The sequence below is a fragment of the Pseudoneobacillus rhizolycopersici genome (assembly GCF_054786815.1).
The window spans coordinates 70145-89010 of record NZ_JBTOOE010000009.1; the positions used below are offsets into that span (position 1 = coordinate 70145).

The 18866-nt window shown below is 38.1% G+C and carries 11 protein-coding genes; 3 read left to right on the forward strand and 8 right to left on the reverse strand.

All coding sequences use genetic code 11. The annotated features are described in order from the left end of the window. Positions 1-133: 133 nt before the first annotated feature. The 5 genes from ACX9YW_RS11485 to ACX9YW_RS11505 all read right to left on the reverse strand — a co-directional run bounded on the left by ACX9YW_RS11485 (position 134) and on the right by ACX9YW_RS11505 (position 7802). Positions 134-4306, reverse strand: coding sequence for a S8 family serine peptidase (locus ACX9YW_RS11485; protein ID WP_460346423.1), 4173 nt, complete (start codon positions 4304-4306; stop codon positions 134-136). A 244-nt stretch (positions 4307-4550) separates the two neighbouring features. After that, positions 4551-4907, reverse strand: coding sequence for a hypothetical protein (locus ACX9YW_RS11490; RefSeq protein WP_460346425.1), 357 nt, complete (start codon positions 4905-4907; stop codon positions 4551-4553). 24 nt (positions 4908-4931) lie between these two features. After that, a complete protein-coding gene (locus tag ACX9YW_RS11495) occupies positions 4932-6047 on the reverse strand; it encodes a glycosyltransferase family 4 protein (RefSeq protein ID WP_460346427.1) in 1116 nt (371 codons plus the stop codon). Then, positions 6044-7177 (reverse strand): glycosyltransferase family 4 protein, encoded by a 1134-nt coding sequence (locus tag ACX9YW_RS11500; protein WP_460346429.1) that lies wholly within the window; start codon positions 7175-7177, stop codon positions 6044-6046. The genes ACX9YW_RS11495 and ACX9YW_RS11500 overlap by 4 nt, the downstream gene beginning before the upstream one ends. A gap of 4 nt (positions 7178-7181) precedes the next feature. Then, on the reverse strand, positions 7182-7802 hold the full coding sequence (locus ACX9YW_RS11505; RefSeq protein WP_460346431.1) for a sugar transferase: 621 nt from the start codon (positions 7800-7802) through the stop codon (positions 7182-7184). A gap of 253 nt (positions 7803-8055) precedes the next feature. Here ACX9YW_RS11505 and ACX9YW_RS11510 point away from each other — a divergent pair, with 253 nt between their 5' ends. Genes ACX9YW_RS11510 through ACX9YW_RS11520 form a run of 3 tightly spaced genes read left to right on the forward strand, consistent with a single transcriptional unit; the run spans position 8056 to position 11616 of the window. Then, positions 8056-9318 carry a lipopolysaccharide biosynthesis protein gene (locus ACX9YW_RS11510; protein WP_460346433.1) on the forward strand — a complete coding sequence of 421 codons (1263 nt, stop codon included), beginning with the start codon at positions 8056-8058 and terminating at the stop codon, positions 9316-9318. A 26-nt stretch (positions 9319-9344) separates the two neighbouring features. Continuing rightward, the gene (locus ACX9YW_RS11515) at positions 9345-10433 is read left to right on the forward strand and encodes a glycosyltransferase family 1 protein (RefSeq protein WP_460346435.1); all 1089 of its coding nucleotides are present in this window, start codon (positions 9345-9347) and stop codon (positions 10431-10433) included. Positions 10434-10437: 4 nt separating this feature from the next. Next, entirely contained in the window at positions 10438-11616 is a 1179-nt protein-coding gene (locus ACX9YW_RS11520) for an O-antigen ligase family protein (RefSeq protein WP_460346437.1), read from the forward strand. A 38-nt stretch (positions 11617-11654) separates the two neighbouring features. Here the strand turns inward: ACX9YW_RS11520 and ACX9YW_RS11525 are convergent, their stop codons facing one another. From ACX9YW_RS11525 to ACX9YW_RS11535, 3 genes are all read right to left on the reverse strand, one after another. Beyond that, the gene (locus ACX9YW_RS11525; protein WP_460346439.1) at positions 11655-13058 is read right to left on the reverse strand and encodes an MBOAT family O-acyltransferase; all 1404 of its coding nucleotides are present in this window, start codon (positions 13056-13058) and stop codon (positions 11655-11657) included. Further along, positions 13055-14080: an SGNH/GDSL hydrolase family protein gene (locus ACX9YW_RS11530; protein ID WP_460346441.1), complete on the reverse strand. Its 1026-nt coding sequence runs from the start codon at positions 14078-14080 to the stop codon at positions 13055-13057. The genes ACX9YW_RS11525 and ACX9YW_RS11530 overlap by 4 nt, the downstream gene beginning before the upstream one ends. Positions 14081-14268: 188 nt before the next feature. After that, on the reverse strand, positions 14269-18783 hold the full coding sequence (locus ACX9YW_RS11535) for a S8 family serine peptidase (protein WP_460346443.1): 4515 nt from the start codon (positions 18781-18783) through the stop codon (positions 14269-14271). Positions 18784-18866: the final 83 nt, after the last annotated feature.

Sequence of the window (18866 nt, forward strand, 5' to 3'; positions counted from 1 at the left end):
AATAGTAGTGTAAATATCAAAAATAGTTAGGAATGAATAATTTTACTTTTGTATGAATAAATATGCAAAAAAAATATATAAAAAACCTACTACCCTAAATGATAGAGTAGTAGGTTTTCTTAAATGCTGGTTATTATGGTAGTTCGATTGTTAACGAATTTGCTCCTTCTAATTTACCATCTTTAACAGTAAATAGTTGGTTAAGTTCGTACCACTTACTTTCAGAACCATTCCAAATACCATGGATTTTGTAAGTGCCATCTGCCAGCTTGAAGTTGAAGCTTCCGTCTGTTTCGGTTGTTGTTGTAAACCAGTTACCAGTAGTATCTTCAATACTGAAGTTCAGATTAGCTAATGGAGCACCTGCTTTTGTTAATAAGCCTGTTACGTTTGGCGCTGCTTCAGGCGGACCTTGAAGAACGTCAATATCCATTGCTAACGTGCCTGCAACTGTAAATTCTTTGTTTAATACATACCATTTACCTTCAGATCCAACCCAAATTCCTTCGATTGTGTACGTGCCATCTGGAAGTTTCACTTCGTAACGACCGTTACTATCGGTTTGGACAGCGTACCACTGAGGCTCACCAGTAGAAGTACGTAAGCTGAATACAAGGTTAGCTAGCGCTTTTGTACCCTTCGTTAGCTTTCCAGTCACATTCGCTGTATTAACAGCGTTCTTCACATCGATTGCTAATTCCGTAGCTCCGTCTAACTTACCTTCCTTAACAGAGAATGCTTGATTCATTTCATACCACTTGCTATGAGCATCGACCCAGATTCCTTCAACAACATAGTCTCCATTCGGTAAGTTGAAGACGAAATCGCCGCGTAAGTCTGTAGTTGTGGCATACCATTCACTGCTATCAGCTGTGCGAACACTGAAGGTTAAGTTACTAAATGGTTTAGTTCCATTCTTCACTGAACCTTTTACATTCCATTGATCAGCTGGTGGAAGTTGAGTATCAAACGCTTCAATAATTACTGGTGCGCCATTCACTAATCCGTCTTTCAATGTAAACGTCTTGTTCAGTAGGTACCAGTTTGGAGCATCCCAAATTCCAACTACATTATACTCGCCATCTGGTAAGTTATGCGTGAAAATTCCGTTTGCATCCGTTACCATGTCATACCATACTGGTTCTGTACCAGTTGAGTGTAAGCTGAACTGTAGGTTTGCAAGTGGCTTGCCACCTTTTAATAGTAAGCCTTGACCTGGTTCAACTGTTGGTAGTGGATCTGGATCCGGGCCAGGTGTTGAACTCGTAATGGTAACGACTTTTTCTGCATGATTCTGTGCTTCATCGTCAGCGATTAACTTAAGTTTATTTTCACCTTCTGTTAAGCCAACAAGATTCATGTTAAACGTACCATCTGCAGCTAATGTGATTGGTTGGCTATCAACCAAATCTCCTTCAGCATTATAAAGTTCGTACTTCACATGAAGATTGTCATTGACATCATAGTCTTCACCAAAGACTTCCTCCACTACATCTTTCCAGTCAACATAAGAGTCTGTTACTGAACCAGTATAAGTAGCCGTAGCACCTTGGACTGCAGTGTTTTCTGCATTAATAGTTGAAGGGGTGGATTTGATATAAATTGGCCCTAAGTATTCTGCTGCTTGAGCAGTTGATAAGTCAAGTGTATAGACACCATCAGGTGCTAATTGTTTTGTCCCTGCAGCAGAACCCCAAGGAGTATATTGTCCATTAAATACAACGGATTTTGGTCCTGTTGTAGTAGACGTGCTATTTACTAGATATCCTAAATAACCATCTTCATAGTATCCAGCATCTTGATTTATAGCATCCCAAAGTTCAAGATACGTTGTGCCCTGTCTATTATAGAATTCATACTTAATTGTTGTACTGTCAAGCTTTCCATCACCATTTGGTGAGATATGCATGCTATCTATAGAGTAGCTCTTTAACCCTGTCGGAGGGGCAAAGTTAGCTGCAAATGGTAAGCTCATTTTTGTTGTACCATTTGTAATATGAACATATCCTAAAAGTTCAATTCCCGTAGCACCAGCACCTGCAGGATAGCTTAAAGTAACTTTTAATAATTGCTCATCATTTAATGTAAAGCTAGTTTTGTCAACGGTTACCTTTGCATTGGCAAATGCACCTGTTGCCGCTTTTGTTACTTGAACGGAAACGTTATAGTCGCTTGGACTACCTGTTAGGTTTTTCACCTTAACATCTTTTGTAATAGAGTTAGCTGAACCAGTTGGAACGTTTCCATACGTGATCGTTCCTTTTACGTTATCATATGTGTTATTGGAGAAAGTTACCTTATCCAATGAATAAGCTAACGCATCTGTATGAACAGCCTTATAAGGTTGGACAAGTCCAGCACCTTGCGAGAATACATCGTACTTGGCTGTATCCAATTGTTTCGCAGTATTCGTAACAGCTACTTTTAAATCAAACGCTGTGTAGTTCGGATGCGCTGATTTTAATAGCGCTACAACACCTGCTACATGCGGAGTAGCCATACTTGTTCCAGTGTAACGATCATAAGATTCTGAATAATCGATTCCTGGATAATCTTTTCCATACGAAGCTACCGAAGACATAATGTTTGTTCCCGGTGCGGAAACGTCTGGTTTAATGTCAAAGTTCGGAGTAGACGGTCCTCTTGAACTTGAAGTGTTAATGTCATCTCCCGGTTGAACTCGCTTGCTAAAATTAGAGAAAGATACTTTCGCTGATTTCGTTGCTAAAGTTGTACGAAGTGCATTACCATCTGTATAACTCATATTATACGTTGGAATAAACGCAAATGAGTCACCTAAATTACCGTTGTATGGTCCAGGAGTACCGGAACCTGTAGAAGAGTTATGAATAATAACTCCAACTGCACCTGCAGCTTTTGCTGCGGCAATTTTTTCAACGAAAGCAATATCGCCACGTGCCACTAGCGCAATTTTACCATTTACATCTAATCCGTTGTAATCAGCGGTTGCCCCAACTTTTGGAACGGCCACAAGATCATATTCACCCGTTAAGGTATCACCAGGGTTCACGCCAAATTTGGTACCCATCAACTCTACTTTTGAATAAGTAGTTGGGGATGCGCCATCAAGTGTAACTTGGATATCACTTGAATGAACATCCGCAGGAACCGTTGAGTTCGCAACTGCAATCGAGAATGCCGCTGTCGAAGGGTTTCCGATTGTTCCTCTGTTCGGACCGCTGTTACCTGTTGCAATAACCGCAATCGTTCCAGCCAACGCTGCGTTGTTAATGGCAATCGAGTCAGAAGCCGTTGAACTCGTACTGCTTCCACCTAAAGATAAGTTCATAACATCCATATGTTCAGCCGCTGCTTTATCAATACCTGCAATAATTCCAGATGTTGCTCCACTTCCATATGCCCCTAATACACGGTAAGCATATAATTCCACTTTCGGAGCAAGACCTTTAATACCAAATGTATTTTTACCTTGTGCAGCAATCGTACCAGCAACGTGAGTACCGTGGCTAGTCCAGAATTCATTGCCGTTTGCATTCACTTCTGGTTGACCTGCCGCTCGATCTAGTGGTGTAGTTTCATATGGATCGTCTGCATCACGTCCGCGTGCATATTTTGCATCGTGAGTAACGAAGTTGTATCCACCTTTATATACTCCTTCAAATTCAGGATGTAGGTAGTCAATTCCTGTATCAAGAACAGCAACCTTCACATTTTGCCCTTCAATTCCTTCTGCCCAAAGTGCAGGAACACCTAAATGCGGAGCACTGGTATTCATAGCAGGGGTAAATGTATCAGACGGAGCCACTTTACCTAAAGCATGGACTTCTTCATCTGGCTCAACTAGCTGGACCCCTTTAAGATTCATTAATTCTGCTACTTGGCTTGCTTTTAGCTTTAACGACATACCGTTGAATGCATAATTATACTTAAAGCCTACCTTTGCATTTAAGCCTTTCGTGATCATTTGCTTTTCAAAAATTTGTTGTTGAGCTGTTACCTTTTGTTTTGCTTCTTTTTCCATCGTAGCGGTAAATTTCTTACCAGATAGTTTACTTATACCTTCGACCATCGCCACTGGTGGTTCACTCAATTGGACGATGACGGCTACTTCTTCATCACCTGTTAAGTTTTGTAAATCTTTATGCAACACTGCTCCCTTTTTGGCAGCCTTTTGTTGCTGAGAAATAATTTGACTCATTTGCTTGACAGATTCTTCACTTAACTGGTCTTTGCTCGAAGCAGCAAATACAGGATTGTACATGCTTAATGCGAGCATCAAAACTAATAAACTACTAAATAACTTACGCAAATTCTTAGTTTTCAAACATTTTTCTCCTCTCTACCCTTATATTTTAGTTGTTTAAACATTTGATTAACTATGTATTCCTCCCCCCAGTTTATGTGTTAATTCTGAATAATCACAAATTAGTGATTATTTTTACTTTAACATAGGAAATTAGTATTGTAAACATGCACCATACTAGGTTATTTTTGCAAAATACTTAGTATTTCTACCATTTTTGACAAGGGAACGATAACAGAAAAAAAACACCAACTAGTGGTGTTTTTTATTGAATGTCATATATTTTCCCATTATTGACCCATACCTCTGTGGTCCGACCTTTGGCATCAATGCCCCTTACCACCCAAAAGGGACCTAGGTCTTTGTAATCATCATGAATACGTTGGTTAATACTAAATACTTCCGTAAGTCTAGTATTTTCTAAAACTAATTTACTGGCTAAATCGGCTTGACTAGGTGTGGTTGTGGTATCAGTAGAATCTGAATCAGATTCTTCTGTCTTGTCACCTGTCGCTGTGCTATTAATTGGCGCCTCTTTTTCCTTCGAGTCGGCTTGATCATTTGAACAGGCAACAAGAGAAGCCGTTATCATAGCCATTAAAATAAATAAGATTTTTTTCATAGTAGTAAATCCCTCTCCAAAGTATTAGTAGATATCTTTTATTTTTTTACACATGATGTCCGCTGTATAGTAGGACGCTTGCTGTAACAATATGCGGCCAATCCTCTCACGCTCACGATCATGATAAAGCAGTTTTTCAAGCTTTTGATTCATCTGATTATCATCGTTAAGTGGGACAAGCAATTCCAAAGAACCTGATGGGTCCAACACCTCCTTGATTCCACCAACGTCCGTACTAATGACTGGCAAGCCACGACCCATCGCTTCCAAAAGCACATAAGGCAATCCTTCTTTATGAGAAGTAATCAGCATTACATGCATTTTGTCCATAAAATCTATTACATTTGTCTGGTTTCCCCAAAATTTAACAATCTCCGTCAACCCTTTTTCCTTAACAGTTTGGTAGTAATGTTCAGCAAGCCTGCCTTCTCCCAGTAGCCAAAATTCTACCCCATACGGTAATGCTTGTCGGTGAAACTGCTCGGCAATCCGGATGATCATCTCAATATTTTTTTCTGGGACAAGGCGCCCCACAAACCCAATAATCTTTTTGTCACTGGTCCTAAGTTGTGCCTGTTTCGATTCCCAATTTGGGACTGATTGTACTTGCTCGGTTGGCAGCCCATTATGGATCATATGGAGGTTTTGTTTCCTAAGTCCAATCCCTAGTCCAGCTAGATAATCATACTGAGATACTGTAATGATATCGGATGAAAAACGGCCAAACAGTCGCTCAAGAAAAATATAAAAAGCTTTCTTTTTTTTCGATAACGTTGGGTCGGTAAACACAAATCCATGGGCTGTAAATATAATTTTCGGAACCCGGCAAACAAAAGCAGCCAACCTGCCGATAATACCGGCCTTGGAGCTATGGCAATGAACAATATTAAATGGATTGCGGCGAAGATGCTGCCTCAACTGCCAAAAAGCCTTCCAGTCTTTCATTGGCTGGATTGATCTTGGTATCGGAATGATCTTTACAGGAATACCGCGCAAAATTAACCAGTCAACTAGCGGCCCCTCTTCTCCAGTAACAACCTCAAGTTTGGCACCGTTTTTTTGAAACCAAGAGACTAAATCCATCACATGTTTCTGGGCACCGCCAATATCAGCACCTGTTATGACATATAAAATCTTCATTTTGTTATCGTGCGTAATACACCGGACACCCCTTCCAAAAATGCTCGTTTCGTGAACTTGCTTTCATAGGCTGTTCGAGCTGCCTCTCCCATCTTCAGTCGCAGCTCCCGATTCTTGACAAGGTACTCGGTTTTTTCAACAAGCTCTGCTAAGGAATCCTTCCCAATCAACAACCCCGTTTTCCCATCTTCGACTAGTTCACTAATCCCACCAACGTTAGTAGCGACACACGGAAGACCTACACCCATTGCTTCAATAATGGAAAGTGGTTGTCCTTCAGTATCAGAAGGTAATATAAATAGATCGCCATTAGCCAAAAGGTCAGTTGGATTCTCAACCCATCCGTGAAACGTGACGTTTGCTTGTAGTTGACTATTTGCTACCATAGTCAATAGCATATTTTTATATTGATCAGAATGCCAATGCGGCTTCTCACCTATTATATGTAGGTGAATAGCTAATCCTTTTTCAACAAGTTCTTTACAGGCACTAATCACAAGGTCCTGGCGTTTCCCCTCAATTAATGCACCAACCATCATTAAATGCACCGTTTCCTGTTTAGTGTCCATTGGCTTTTTCCCGTTTACATCTAGACCATTGGCCACAAATATAAATTTTTCTCGATGAGCAGTAAAGTTCGCTTGATACATCTCACATAATTGTCTAGAAACCACAATAACCTTGTCCGCTGTCGCTAAAGCCAATTTACCAAGAAGATTATTAAGCTTTTCCTCTCCGTGAATATGCCACACGACTTTCTTTCCAAACAACTTCGCTAACCAGCCAATGAATAATTGGGAGCGAAACTGACTTGTATAAATAACCTCCGGCTTAGAAAGAAGAATATAACGCGCCATTTTCAAAAAATGCGGAATAGTGGAAAAACTCAATCGACATTTCAAGCCGATCCCACCCTTAATCCCTTCATTGCGAATTCCATCTATCCTTTTATCTATAGGGACAATATTCACTTCTAAACCTTTATGTCCAATTCGTTCAAGCATCGGACCGTGCGTTGAGGTGACAAAATTCGTCTCAATCCCGAATTGCTTTAGTCCTTCAAGTAATTCAAGCTCACACTTTTGGGCCCCACCCCACTCTGGGCGGCTTTCATAAAATAGCACCTTCATTGGCCTACCTCCAGCCTTTAGCGAAGAGAATGACCGGTATGGATTTTAGAACAATCTTCAAATCTACTAAAAACGAACACGTTTCGATATAAATGAGGTCTTGTTCAAACTTTTCTTTTGGCGACAATTCATAGCCGCCATTTATTTGGGCCAAGCCAGTAATTCCAGGTTTCACACAGAGTCTTTTTTGAAAATCGGGTATCGTTTTTTCAAATTTCTTGATGAAGTACAGACGTTCAGGTCTAGGACCAATGATGGCCATTTCATTCCGAATGACATTTAGCAATTGCGGGATCTCATCTAGCCTATACTTCCGCAAATAATGTCCTACTGTTGTAATTCGGTTATCATTTTTTTTAGCCCACTGAGGTCCATTTTTTTCTGCATCTATGTACATGGTTCGAAATTTATAAATTTTGAAAGGCTTTCCGTCTCTGCCAATTCGTTCTTGAAGGAAAAAAACCGGGCCAGGTGAATCCATTTTAATCAAAACCATAATGAAAAGTAGTAAAGGTAGAAGACATAGTAAAACAAATAAACTAAAAAGGATGTCAAAACCCTGTTTACAATAAAAATAGGTTTTTTTAGATTTGGTTAGTTGTTGCTGGATCACTATTTGATTCATATATCCACACTCCACCAGGTCAATATTACTAGTTACGGAATACTAGAAAGCGATGGAAAAAATTCTCCATAGGGGCTTTTTCTATTGGTATAATTATATAAAATTTCCTCCAATTACATATAGTATATTGGATAAAATTATTTAATACCATAGTTTTTTAGATAAAGAAAGTTTGGAAAAATATCCTAAGATATTTATTCCCATTACTAAGTCAGTAGATGCTATAATAGAAAAAAAGTGTGGAGTGTACCGCGTGAACTTGAAATCTATTATTCCATTTTCATTAAGGAGAAATATATCCTATATGCTGATAGGCAATCTTGTCTATGCCTTATCGCAATGGGGCATCATTATGGCTCTGGCGAAACTGGGTTCCGCTAGAATGGTAGGGGAATTTTCGTTAGGCTTAGCCATTACTGCACCGGTCATTTTGATATTCGACCTCCAATTACGCTCCGTTATCGCAACAGATACCAAAAATGAGTTTTCATTTCGGCAATATTTGATATTAAGAGGAATTTCTAGTTTTCTAGTTTTAGGTGTATTAGCAGGGATTGTTATATTCCAGGATTACCATGGGCAATTGGCCCTAGTGATCTATCTGATTGGTGTAGCAAAATTGTTAGAATCTATTTTTGAACTATATTACGGTCTCTTTCAAAGACATGAAAAAATGGATTGGATTGCCAAATCACTAATATTCCGGGGAATTGCTTCAGTTGCGTTAATTTCAATTCTTATTTTTCTAACAAAAAACCTTTTGATTGCTATTCTTTGCTATTGTTTTTCCTGGCTTTGCCTGTTTATTTTTATCGACCGACCTAAGGCTAGACATTATAAGTCAGAATACACGCCCTTCGAATGGCATCCTATTAAACGATTGTTCTTAACTAGTTTACCACTTGGTATTGTCATGATGATGATTTCATTATATACGAATATACCAAGATATTTTCTGGAGAATCTAAATGGGATAAATGCTGTCGGCTATTACTCTGCCTTATTTTATATTGTTATAGCTGGGAACTTGGTTATTAATGCGGTTGGACAATCCATTAGCCCACGGCTAGCCATTTATTTTACGAATAATGAATATACCAAGTTTTCCAAACTATTGAATACGTTTATCCTTTTAGGTGGTCTTTATGGAATGGTTGCCACCATATTAACCATTCTTATCGGAAAACAAGTATTAGAAATCATTTACACACAGGAATATACCCAATATCATCAGATCTTTATTTTATTGATGGTTTCCGGAATGATTATGTATTCAGGTTCTTTTTTGGGATATGCGTTAACTGCGATGAGAAAGTTCGCTATACAGCCATATCTTGCCAGCATCTGGGTTGGAGCAACGGTATTTCTAAGCTATCTTTTGATTCCGAAATATGGATTATTGGGGGCTGCATACGTTGCCATTTTGGTGACTGCAATTCAATTTATTACGCAAGCAGCAACGGTTTATTGGCTTCTCTACAGGACAAAAAAACAAACCTTACTGCAATGTGATTAGCTCCTAAGTATGAGGTGGTTGGTTGAATGAGTAAACGGGTTCTTCATGTATTTATGGCCATGAATGTCGGCGGTGCTGAAACAATGGTCATGAATATATATCGTGCAATAGATAGAAATAAAATTCAATTTGATTTTTTGGTCCATTTAGAGGAACCTGGATACTTTGAAAACGAAATTACTGCACTTGGTGGCAAAATCTTTCGTATTCCTTATCCAAAATTAACCACAATAGTCGTTTTTAGGTCTCAGTTAATTCAGCTATTAAAAGACAATCAATACGTCGCTGTACATAGTCATGTCCATTCCTTCAGTGGCCTAACTTTAGAAGCTGCCCATGCAGTTGGCATACCTGTCAGAATTGCTCATAGTCACACAACTTCTGATGGAAAAACACAAACAGTCGCCAGAACGATTTACTTATCTATGATGAAATATTTATTAACCCGACATACAACACATCGATTAGGTTGTTCGAAAGATGCTAACGAATCATTGTTTGGCAAAGAATTAAATGCAGATGTCTTTCCAAATGCTTTTGACCTTCAAGCGTATGGCCAAATTTCAACTCACAAAACCAAAAGTTCAAACCTTGTTATCGGTCATATCGGACGTTTTGACCGTGTAAAAAATCATGCTTTTTTCGTCAAAACCTTTTATTATTTTCGAAAAAAACATCCAAATGCAACGGCAATCCTTGTTGGTGAAGGACCGGAAAAAGACCAGATCGAACAGTTAGTTTCGGAATATGAGTTGACAGATGCGGTTCAATTTCTAGGTATTCAATCTGACATTCCAAGGATATTAAGTACCTTTGACTTTTTCCTATTTCCTTCTTTCTATGAAGGTCTCGGAAATGTTGTCATTGAGGCACAGGCTGCCGGTGTTCCCTGCTTAGTATCTACTAATGTTCCAAAAGCCGTTGATTTGTCTTTAATGCTAGTCACCTTTAAAGATTTACAAGATGGTCCGGAATCATGGGCAAATTCCTTGGAAACCTTGATGGAATCCGCAGTACGGCCAAGCTGGAGTGAGCGATACCTTAATTTACAGCAGAATGGGTATGATGTAATGACAAGCGCAAAATTCTTAGAAAATATTTATTTGGGAAGTTAGTAAAATGAGAAAAATAAAAAATTGGTCCTATATCTCATTTTTTTTATTTACATTAATTTATTTCTCCGCATCCCTTGTCTTTTTGGACACGATCTATCGGCCAATCGCGAAAGAGTTTACGATTGCTAGGTATGTAAGTATATCGGTTTGCTTTATCATCCTTATCATTATTTATATTTACAAGAATGGAATAAAAATTATTCCTTTCCCTTCCTATTTATCAGTTTATGTTTTTATCATATGGCTCTTATTTAGTTTATCGATTTTAATATCCGAACTTTTTCAGTATAAAATCCCTATTCAGGGAATGTTTTTTCTACTGGTGGTCCCGTTTATATACTTTACGGTTATGCCATTTATGACAAAAATAGGTGGCCAAATCATTCATTTTTCATTATTTACAGCTAATATGCTTTATATTTTGATTTCGTATCTTACTAAACCAGTTGAATTCATCCCCTATTCGGGTATTGCAGGTAACCCAAATGGTTTTGGACATATGTCAACTCTTGCCTTTATCTCTGGTTTATTAATACTTATTTCGATACCGAAGCAGAAATGGTTGCTAAAACTACTTACAATAGCAGCAATGGGACTCGCTCTATTTAGTATTTTTTTATCAGCAAGCCGAACTTCCTTATTAATTGTCGTACTGATGACCGTTATTTTCCTTTTACATTCGTTATTACTACGGAAAAATATGATGATCATGGTTGGTGTTGGTCTTTTTGCTTGTCTTTCTTTGTTTACTCCTTTAAAGGGAATTCTTATATCTGGCGTCGTGCAAAAGTTTTCAGAACTCTCGGCCCAAAGGGATCTTTTAAATGGGCGAACTGAGGTATGGCTGGGGATGGTTAGGGAAGCTACTTTATTTGGCAATGGTGAGAGTTATTCCACTCATTTTTTCGAAGGAGCCCATAATAGTGTCATTTCCATATTAGGTTATTACGGAATCATTTCAGCTGTATTATTGGCTGTCTTTCTTTTCACTCTTCTGGTCTTATCATTTTTTTATATCTTTCAGCATGAACAAAAGCTTGCCATTTTACCTTTTATCATCATATTAACCTTTACTCTGTTCAGTATGACTGAATCGATGTTTGGATTAATCGGAAATGGAATTACGATTGCCTTTTACCACTCCGTTGGAATTCTTTTATTTAAAGATAATCATGCAACATAAAACGGATGCCCCTATTAATTAGCGGCATCCGTTTTATATTAGAATTGAAAATAAATAAACGGTGAGGAATGAACAGCTGTTAAAAATAACAAGCCAAATAAGACAAAAAATAAAATAAACAAACCTAGAAAACGATTTAACGGAAAATAAAGATAACGGTTTTGCTTTATTCCTACCAGGTGACTGATGATGATGATTGGAACGATAATGAATACGGATGTCGCATACCATTGAACACCTATTGGATCCGATAGATAGAACATTTTTTCAATCATTAGCATGGAAATAGCGAAATCGGTTGAGCGGAAAAATACCCATGCAAGGCAAACAAATACAAAGGTGACTAACCAACTGCCCAGTTGATAAATTTTATTTTCCTTCACATTTGAGATACGAAAATAATCCATATATATTTTGTGCACCGCTAACCCTATTCCATGAAGACCACCCCACACGACAAAGTTCCAGCTGGCCCCATGCCACAAACCACCTAAAAGCATGACAATCATTAAATTGATATATTGTCTAACCCTACCTTTTCGATTCCCACCTAAAGAGATATACAAGTATTCTCTTAGCCAAGTAGAAAGCGAAATGTGCCATCTTCTCCAAAACTCCGTGATGCTTTTTGAGACATATGGCATATCGAAGTTTTTCGGAATGTCAAATCCTAAACACTTTGCAGAGCCAATGGCCATATCAGAATAACCGGAAAAATCACAATATATTTGAATAGCATAAGCAATAACTGCCAGCCAAATCGTTCCAGAACTATACTTTTCAGGTGCGTCAAATACAGGATCGACAAATAGTGCTAAGCGGTCAGCAATTAAGATTTTTTTGACTAATCCAAATAGGAATATCTGTAAACCCTGTTCTACATTGGCCCATTTGATGACAATCTCCCGTTGTAATTGAGGGAGAAATTGCTTTGGCTTTAATATTGGACCAGCAATTAAATGTGGAAAGAAGGCAACAAGAAGGGCAAGATCCATAAAGCTTTTGGGTGATCGGGTCGATTTACGATAAATATCGATTGTGTAACTCATTACCTCAAAGGTTATAAACGAAATCCCTACGGGAAGAATTATTTCAAGAAATGGAAATCTTACTCCGAGATTGTCGAGTAAAATATTTGCGGAATCAATAAAGAAATTAAAGTATTTAAAGAAACCTAATATCGTTAAGTTAAAAATAATACTTCCGGTTAGCCATCTTTTTCGTTGTTTATCCTGATGGCTATTTTCAATTCCAATACCGATATAATAATTGATTAAGGACATCAGGAACATCAATAGAACAAAACGATAATCCCAATAAGCATAAAAATAGTAGCTAGCAAGTAAGAGAAAGATTTTTTTTACCTTGGCTGATTTGACAATCAACATAAACAAGATAACGACGACAAAAAAGATGAGATATGCAAGGCTTGAGAAAATCAATCTTTTAACCTACCTTCAAAGAAGTCTATTAATTCATCAGCGATTAATTGATGCCCCAAAGAATTCGAATGTCCATCACCTGGGATGGTATTGTTAAAACCATAGACTGGCTGTTTTTTGGTAACATACTGCTGTACAAACGGTTTCCTCATATTGATAATAGGAACATTATTCTTCTGAGCATACACTTCAACGAGATGTTCGATCTCGGATGGCTGAGCGTCAATTTGCTCAAAATCTAGTGACGGCAGATAAAGAAGAACTAGATTGGGATATTGCTGCTTAAATTCTGTAACTGTCCAAGAAATGAGAGAATCAAAATCCTGACCGTTATGATTGGATGTTGTTGCTTGAACACTAGTAAATTTTTTCTGAGCTAGTATCTTTTGGATTTTGTCAGCACCTACATGGAATACCGAATACTCAAGCAATTCCTTCACCTGTGGAAACTTTTGTAGAAACGGAAAAATACTTTGAATATCTTTGTTAAAAACAGTTTGATAGGAACCTGAATGCTCCTTTACATAAAAATTCCTGGTTGAATCTAGCAAATCTTCTGTGAAATCAGCATCATTTAATTGAATAATCGTATAATCCTGTTGAATATTTGTTTTATAAAAATCTGCTAAATGGATATAATAGGCGGGGCTCCCCCCACTTCTACCAGCATTAATTACGCTGATAGGGTTAGCCGTCTCTTGCTTAAGATGCCGTTGTAGTAATTGGGTAAAGATGATACGATCACTAACCTGAAAGGCTTCTGTGAACGAATCACCTAACGCTAAAATACGAATCTCTCTATCCTTCTTTTGCTGAATTTCCTCGTTTCTCATCCCTAAATGATTGATATGAGTGCGGCTGAAGCCTTCCATTCCTTGCAAATAAGTGCCTTCCTTATAGCTCCTGCCTAAAATAGGATGATTTTCATAACCTGTTGTGTTTATTACAGTATTCATAAGGATTAATTGCCAAACAATTAGAGCTGATATTCCGGATGCAATAACCTTTAGTACTAATTTCAACTCGAAATCCTCCTTAATCCTAACAAAGGCTATCTCTTTATTGTATTCTGCTATTTCTATTTTAGCGTATTTTTGCTAGTATGCTAGAGCTAGTTCAATTCAATTGGAGTTATTTTTTCAATATTAACAATAAAAAAGGACAGGGAGTTTATTACCCCACTGTCCTTTTCAATGATCATTTTTGACAATTAAAGTTGAATGTCAAATTGTTGGCCACCATTAACGATGACTTTCTTGTTTAGTGCATACCATTTACCTTCTGAACCGATCCAGATACCCTCGATGATATAAGTTCCATTTGGAAGGTTGAATCCAAATTTACCATCTTCATCTGTTTGTGCACTATACCATGCATCACCAGATTCAGTACGTAAGCTGAAGACTAAGTCTGGGATTTCTTGATAACCCTTATACAGAGTTCCAGTCACATTGTAATTTGGTTTAGATGCTTTCACATCAATTGCTAATGAGTCAGAACCTTGAAGCTTTCCACCAACGACTGTAAATTGTTGGTTTAGCTCATACCATCTGTTCTTAGCAGCTACCCAAATTCCATCTACTTGGTACGTTCCGTCTGGTAAGTTGAAGACAAATTGACCTTTAGAATCCGATCTTGCAGCGTACCAATCGTTTCCATCTACAGAATGGATACTAAATTCAAGGTTTGTTAACGCGTTTGTACCACTACTTAAAGTACCAGTTACATTACCTGCAGTTAAATCTGCTTGATAGTCTAACGCTTCAATCTTAAGAGCTGAACCGTTTACAAGACCATTCGTTAATGTAAACTTCATATTTAACGGATACCAAGTTGGTGCTTTCCAAATACCTTCTACTACATAATTACCATCTGGAAGGTTATGTGTAAAGATACCATTTGCATCAGTCGTCATATCGTACCATTGCGAACCATCCGCATTCCGTAAGCTAAACTGTAAGTTACCTAAAGCTTGGTGATCAAGTGTTAAGTAACCTTGGCCAGCAGCTAACTGGATTTCAGCTTCTCTCGTAATCGTAATCGTCTTAGTCGTTTTATGACCAGCAAAATCAATTACGTCAATAACAAATGTGTTAACCCCAGGAGCTAATGGAAGTTCGACATCGTTAATTGTCTTTTTGAAGGCTCTCATTTCATAGCCGCCCTCAAATGAATTGTAATATACTTCTGATCCATTTACTAATACTTGAATTTCATCATAGTTATCTTCTACTTCCAATGACACGACTGCTTTGTCCACATGGCTTTGAACGGTAGTCGGTGCACCGATTACATTCAATTTGGCAGGAGTAGAGTCAACGAAAACAGAACGTTGGAATTTAATTTCGTTACCTCTTAGGTCAACACCTTTAATCTCAAAAGTTTTTACGCCATCTGAATCAAATGTAACGGTCGTTGTGAATTCATAGCGTTTTGATGCTTCATTGTAAACGACATCAACTGCTTTACCAGCAACCGTTAGGCTCGCCAATCCAGATGAGTCAGTTACATAACCAGTAACTGGAACTGTTTTTGAATTAGCAGTTGTCAACGCACCCGGTGATACCACGTGAATATCTGGTGCTACTGAATCTGCAGTTAATGTTTTTGAATTTCCAGCAAAGTCATATAAAACAACTTTCACTTCTGCAGAAGGTATAACTTCTGTCGTAAACTTGTAAGTGGCTGCTGCTGGAATATCAGCCTGCACTAACTTACCATTTACAACAACATCGTAATGAGAAACACCGCTTCCATTTGCATTATCGGATGCACTTGAAAGTTTGATAGTCTTATCTGTTGCGTTATAAACAACAGTACCTGTTGGAGCTGTTAAATCAACCTTAACTGGAAGCTTAATAGATTGCCATTGAGCACCAGGGAAGTCAATCACTGAACGGATTTCGAATTGATAATCTCCTTCAGCTACAGTCTTTAAGTTTACTTTTCCATCCCAAGCAGCTGCAGATTTAATAGAGTATTTTTGCGCTCCACCTGAACCACTATTATAATAATGCTTTCTAACATTATTTTCAGAACGAATCGTACGCAGCTTGTTACCGTTTTTATCTAGAATATTGTATTCTACTTTCTTTGCATTTCTTAAGAAAGAAAGAACTGGACGAGCTGTATCTTGTAAACCATCACCGTTAGGAGAAATCGCTACCGCATTTGGATTGATTTTTCCAGTAGCAAGATCATACCCTAGGAAGCTTAAGCTTTCATCCAATAAAGATGTATATCCATAGTACGTATTGGCTGTGTCATATCTTGGCGCATCGACAACTGGAGCTTGATCCCATTTGCCTTTAAAGCCAGTGAATGGCACTGATAATGTTGGGTTTGTGTCTGCCTTGTCTTTGAATGTAACAAAGCCATCGACAAAGTAACCATTTTTAAAGATTGTTGAAGCTGCTACATAGGCACTAGCATTACTATTTAATACTTTAGCATTTGTTAGATCCAGTTCAACATTAATCGTTTTTTCTTCTTTAGCAGCTAAATCAACAGTTGCAGTATCTGCTCCATTAACTTTTACGACTACATCTTCAAGTGGCTGAGCTTCTAGTTCGTTGGCAGTATAACCAAGCTTATTAAATAAAGCTAAGTCTGTTTGAACACCAACGCTCACATCGTAACTTACAGCCTTGTCCGAGTAGTTTTTCGCCTTTAGAGTGAATGTTGCTTTATTGCCATTGATTTGTTTTAAAGCAACCTTTGCTTCTCCAAATGTGCTATCCGTTACAATTACAGGAGTAGATAATGCTGCATGCAGCTGCATTAATCCAGCACCCTCACGACGTGGTGAGTAAGGGATATTAAATTCAAACATATTATTAATAGTTCCCTTATCCATAACAGGTTGAGCCGTATTCATTAAAATGTTCTTAGCCATTTGGACTCGGTCGAATCCATTTAAAGCAAATTCTTTGTCCACACGTTGAAGAACAAGGGCAGATCCCCCGGACACATGTGGTGCTGCCATGGACGTACCGCTCATCATACCGTATTTATTATTATTAAATGTTGAAAGAATTTGTCCACCCGGAGCTGTGATTTCTGGTTTGAAATCTAAGTCTGGTGTTAATCCCCATGATGTAAATGAGCTCATTTTTGATGCATCAGGGTTTTTCGATTTAGCCATGTCGCCATTGAACGCTAAATTTACTTTTTTACCTGCTTTTAACGCTGCAATAACGGCATCCCCGTCCGATTTTAACATAAATAACTGCGGGATCGTGATTGCTGCTTCAGTTGCCATGTTAACCCAACCGTCAGTGTTGTTATAAATGATTGCGCCAACTGCACCAGCGGCTTGAGCATTTTTTGTTTTTGTAACGAAGTCAAGTTCTCCACGTTGGATTAGGGCATATTTTCCTTTTGCATTTGTAAGCTGTTCAGGTTTACCTAGGCCACCGTCAACAATTTCAAATGATTTCCCTAGTTGATTCAATGGGTTGGCTGAGCTTGCTGATTTAAATGGATATTTGCTAAGCGCTCCATCAACAGTAAAGGAAACCGCATCTAAATCTAAATAAGAATTTTCATAAGATGCAACTTGGATTGAATCATAAGATAATCCAGGTGATCCGGAAAGTCCGATATCTGGATTAGCCGGGAATGGGTTTGATGTATGTCCGGCACCAAAGTGTGCAGAGTTACCTGCAGAAATGGACATGACTACACCATTATCAACTGCACGTGATACTGCTTTTTGTTCAGGATCATCAGGGGATACAAATCCAGCTGTAGAACCTAAACTCATGTTGATAACATCAACACCAAGCTTAATCGCATCATCGATTGCTTTTACATAAATATCACCCCAAGTTGAACGCATTTCAGGATCATTTCCAAATACTTTTAATCCTAAGATTTGCGCTTCAGGAGCCACGCCTTTAATACCGCCATTATTTTCGTCACCATTAGCCCCAACCGTTCCAGAAACGTGCATTCCGTGCATGGATGCAGCAGAACCAAGGTCTAAAACAGTGTTGTTATTATCCATATAGTTATAAGCATATGGGACTTTCTTTGAATAGTACTTACCAGGAAGCCCTTGCTCAGTAACAATTTGATCTACTTTAGCCTTTGTAAGGTCTTCGTTTGTATTTGAAGATAGAACCATATCTTTATGTGTGTAATCAATTCCTGTATCAATTACACCAACAACGATTCCTTCACCTTTGTAACCGTATGCGTCCCAAGCCTTTTGAGCTTGTACAAGTTCTTTACTGTATAGCATTTCAGGCTGCTCTACAGGGCGCTCGTACTCATTAGCAATATAAACATTTGCTACACCCGGTTGTGCTTCAATGGCTGGAATTTTTCCATATTCTACTTCTGCACTAAATCCATTTACAACAGTGGTAAATTGGTTTAATACTTTGGCTTTAATTTTTAAAGAATTTAAAGCAGAAATTACTTTCTTTTGTGCCGCTAAAGCATCCGCTTCAAGATTTAGTTTAGTAGTTTTGTTCAAATCACTATACTTTACGCCTTGTTTTTGAGCGTAATCAATTGCAGGTTTTGCTGATAATTCAACTACGACGCGAACCTTTTCATTTTCTGCATAAGTTTTTTCGGTATCGACTAACTTAGGAGCTGAGATATCAACAGATTGTTCTTTAGTAGGTGCAACAGGAACTGGACCTGCAGCATAGGCTGCACCATTTGAAAGTGCTAGTAGAGATGCAAATAATATTGATGTGCTCTTCTTTAACAAATCATTTCCCCCCGAATCAAAATAATATGTAGAAACTAGCAAACTCTCCTCCTTTAATAATATTCCAAAAATTCATTCTCTAG

Coding starts and splice junctions, on each gene's coding strand:
- ACX9YW_RS11490 (WP_460346425.1), bottom strand. CDS start 4,907: ATGAAAAAAATCTTATTTATTTTAATGGCTATGATAACGGCTTCTCTT.
- ACX9YW_RS11495 (WP_460346427.1), bottom strand. CDS start 6,047: ATGAAGATTTTATATGTCATAACAGGTGCTGATATTGGCGGTGCCCAG.
- ACX9YW_RS11500 (WP_460346429.1), bottom strand. CDS start 7,177: ATGAAGGTGCTATTTTATGAAAGCCGCCCAGAGTGGGGTGGGGCCCAA.
- ACX9YW_RS11505 (WP_460346431.1), bottom strand. CDS start 7,802: ATGAATCAAATAGTGATCCAGCAACAACTAACCAAATCTAAAAAAACC.
- ACX9YW_RS11515 (WP_460346435.1), top strand. CDS start 9,345: ATGAGTAAACGGGTTCTTCATGTATTTATGGCCATGAATGTCGGCGGT.
- ACX9YW_RS11520 (WP_460346437.1), top strand. CDS start 10,438: ATGAGAAAAATAAAAAATTGGTCCTATATCTCATTTTTTTTATTTACA.